Annotated in this window: 1 protein-coding gene; it reads left to right on the top strand. The window is 45.3% G+C overall.

All coding sequences use genetic code 11. The annotated features are described in order from the left end of the window. Window positions 1–96: 96 nt before the first annotated feature. Window positions 97–689 (top strand): VOC family protein (locus tag R7Z47_RS24980; RefSeq protein WP_318130779.1); only part of this gene is annotated, 593 nt, incomplete at its 3' end.

Genomic DNA, 689 nt, shown 5'->3' with positions numbered 1-689 from the left:
AATTTTTACTTTTTCGATTGAATGGAAATGTCACTTTGTTTGCGTTTACTATTGCGCTCAGAGTAATGAGATAAATCGCCCCAAAAGAGAGCCACAATGACTATTCAACTTGTTGAAAAACGCCTTACGCCTGAACTAATGCTCCAAGACTTAGATGTCTTCATGGGCAAGATTGAAGAGCTTGCAATCTTGTTAAAACTGGATCTGAGCTTTGCTCAAGCTGACCATATTGCATTGCGTATTAATGACCCTGAAACGGCAAAAGCTGCGCATGAGGCATGGAATCAATACGGCAAGGTGATTTCACAAGCGAAAATCAACGGTCGTCCAATTATCGTCATCGAATTCGACACAGCACTCGAAAGCCGCGGCTGGAAGATTGAGTGTCTGGAATTGCCATACCCAGCCGAAGGGAAAACCTATCCAACCGAAAGTTGGGAGCACGTGGAGTTTGTGATTCCATCTCATGCGGAAACCGCAGACGAGTTTTTGGCGGACTTAAAACACACTTACCCAGTGTTTGGTGCGCGTTTTGATGAGTTAGAAGAATTGGGTGTGAAGATCAAACTATCGAGCCCGAAAGGGGAAGGTGAACGCTTGAACAACCCAACCGTGGCGTTTAAGTACCAAGGTATTTGTATCAAGCTGCATCCGCATTCGCTCAAGCGTATAGTGGAGTCTGAGCAGGC

Origin of the sequence: Vibrio sp. 1641 (assembly GCF_033339995.1) — a bacterium.
Taxonomy (GTDB): domain Bacteria; phylum Pseudomonadota; class Gammaproteobacteria; order Enterobacterales; family Vibrionaceae; genus Vibrio; species Vibrio alginolyticus.
The sequence above is the reverse complement of the archived record's forward strand: the minus strand, read 5'-3'. Positions and strand labels throughout refer to the sequence as shown.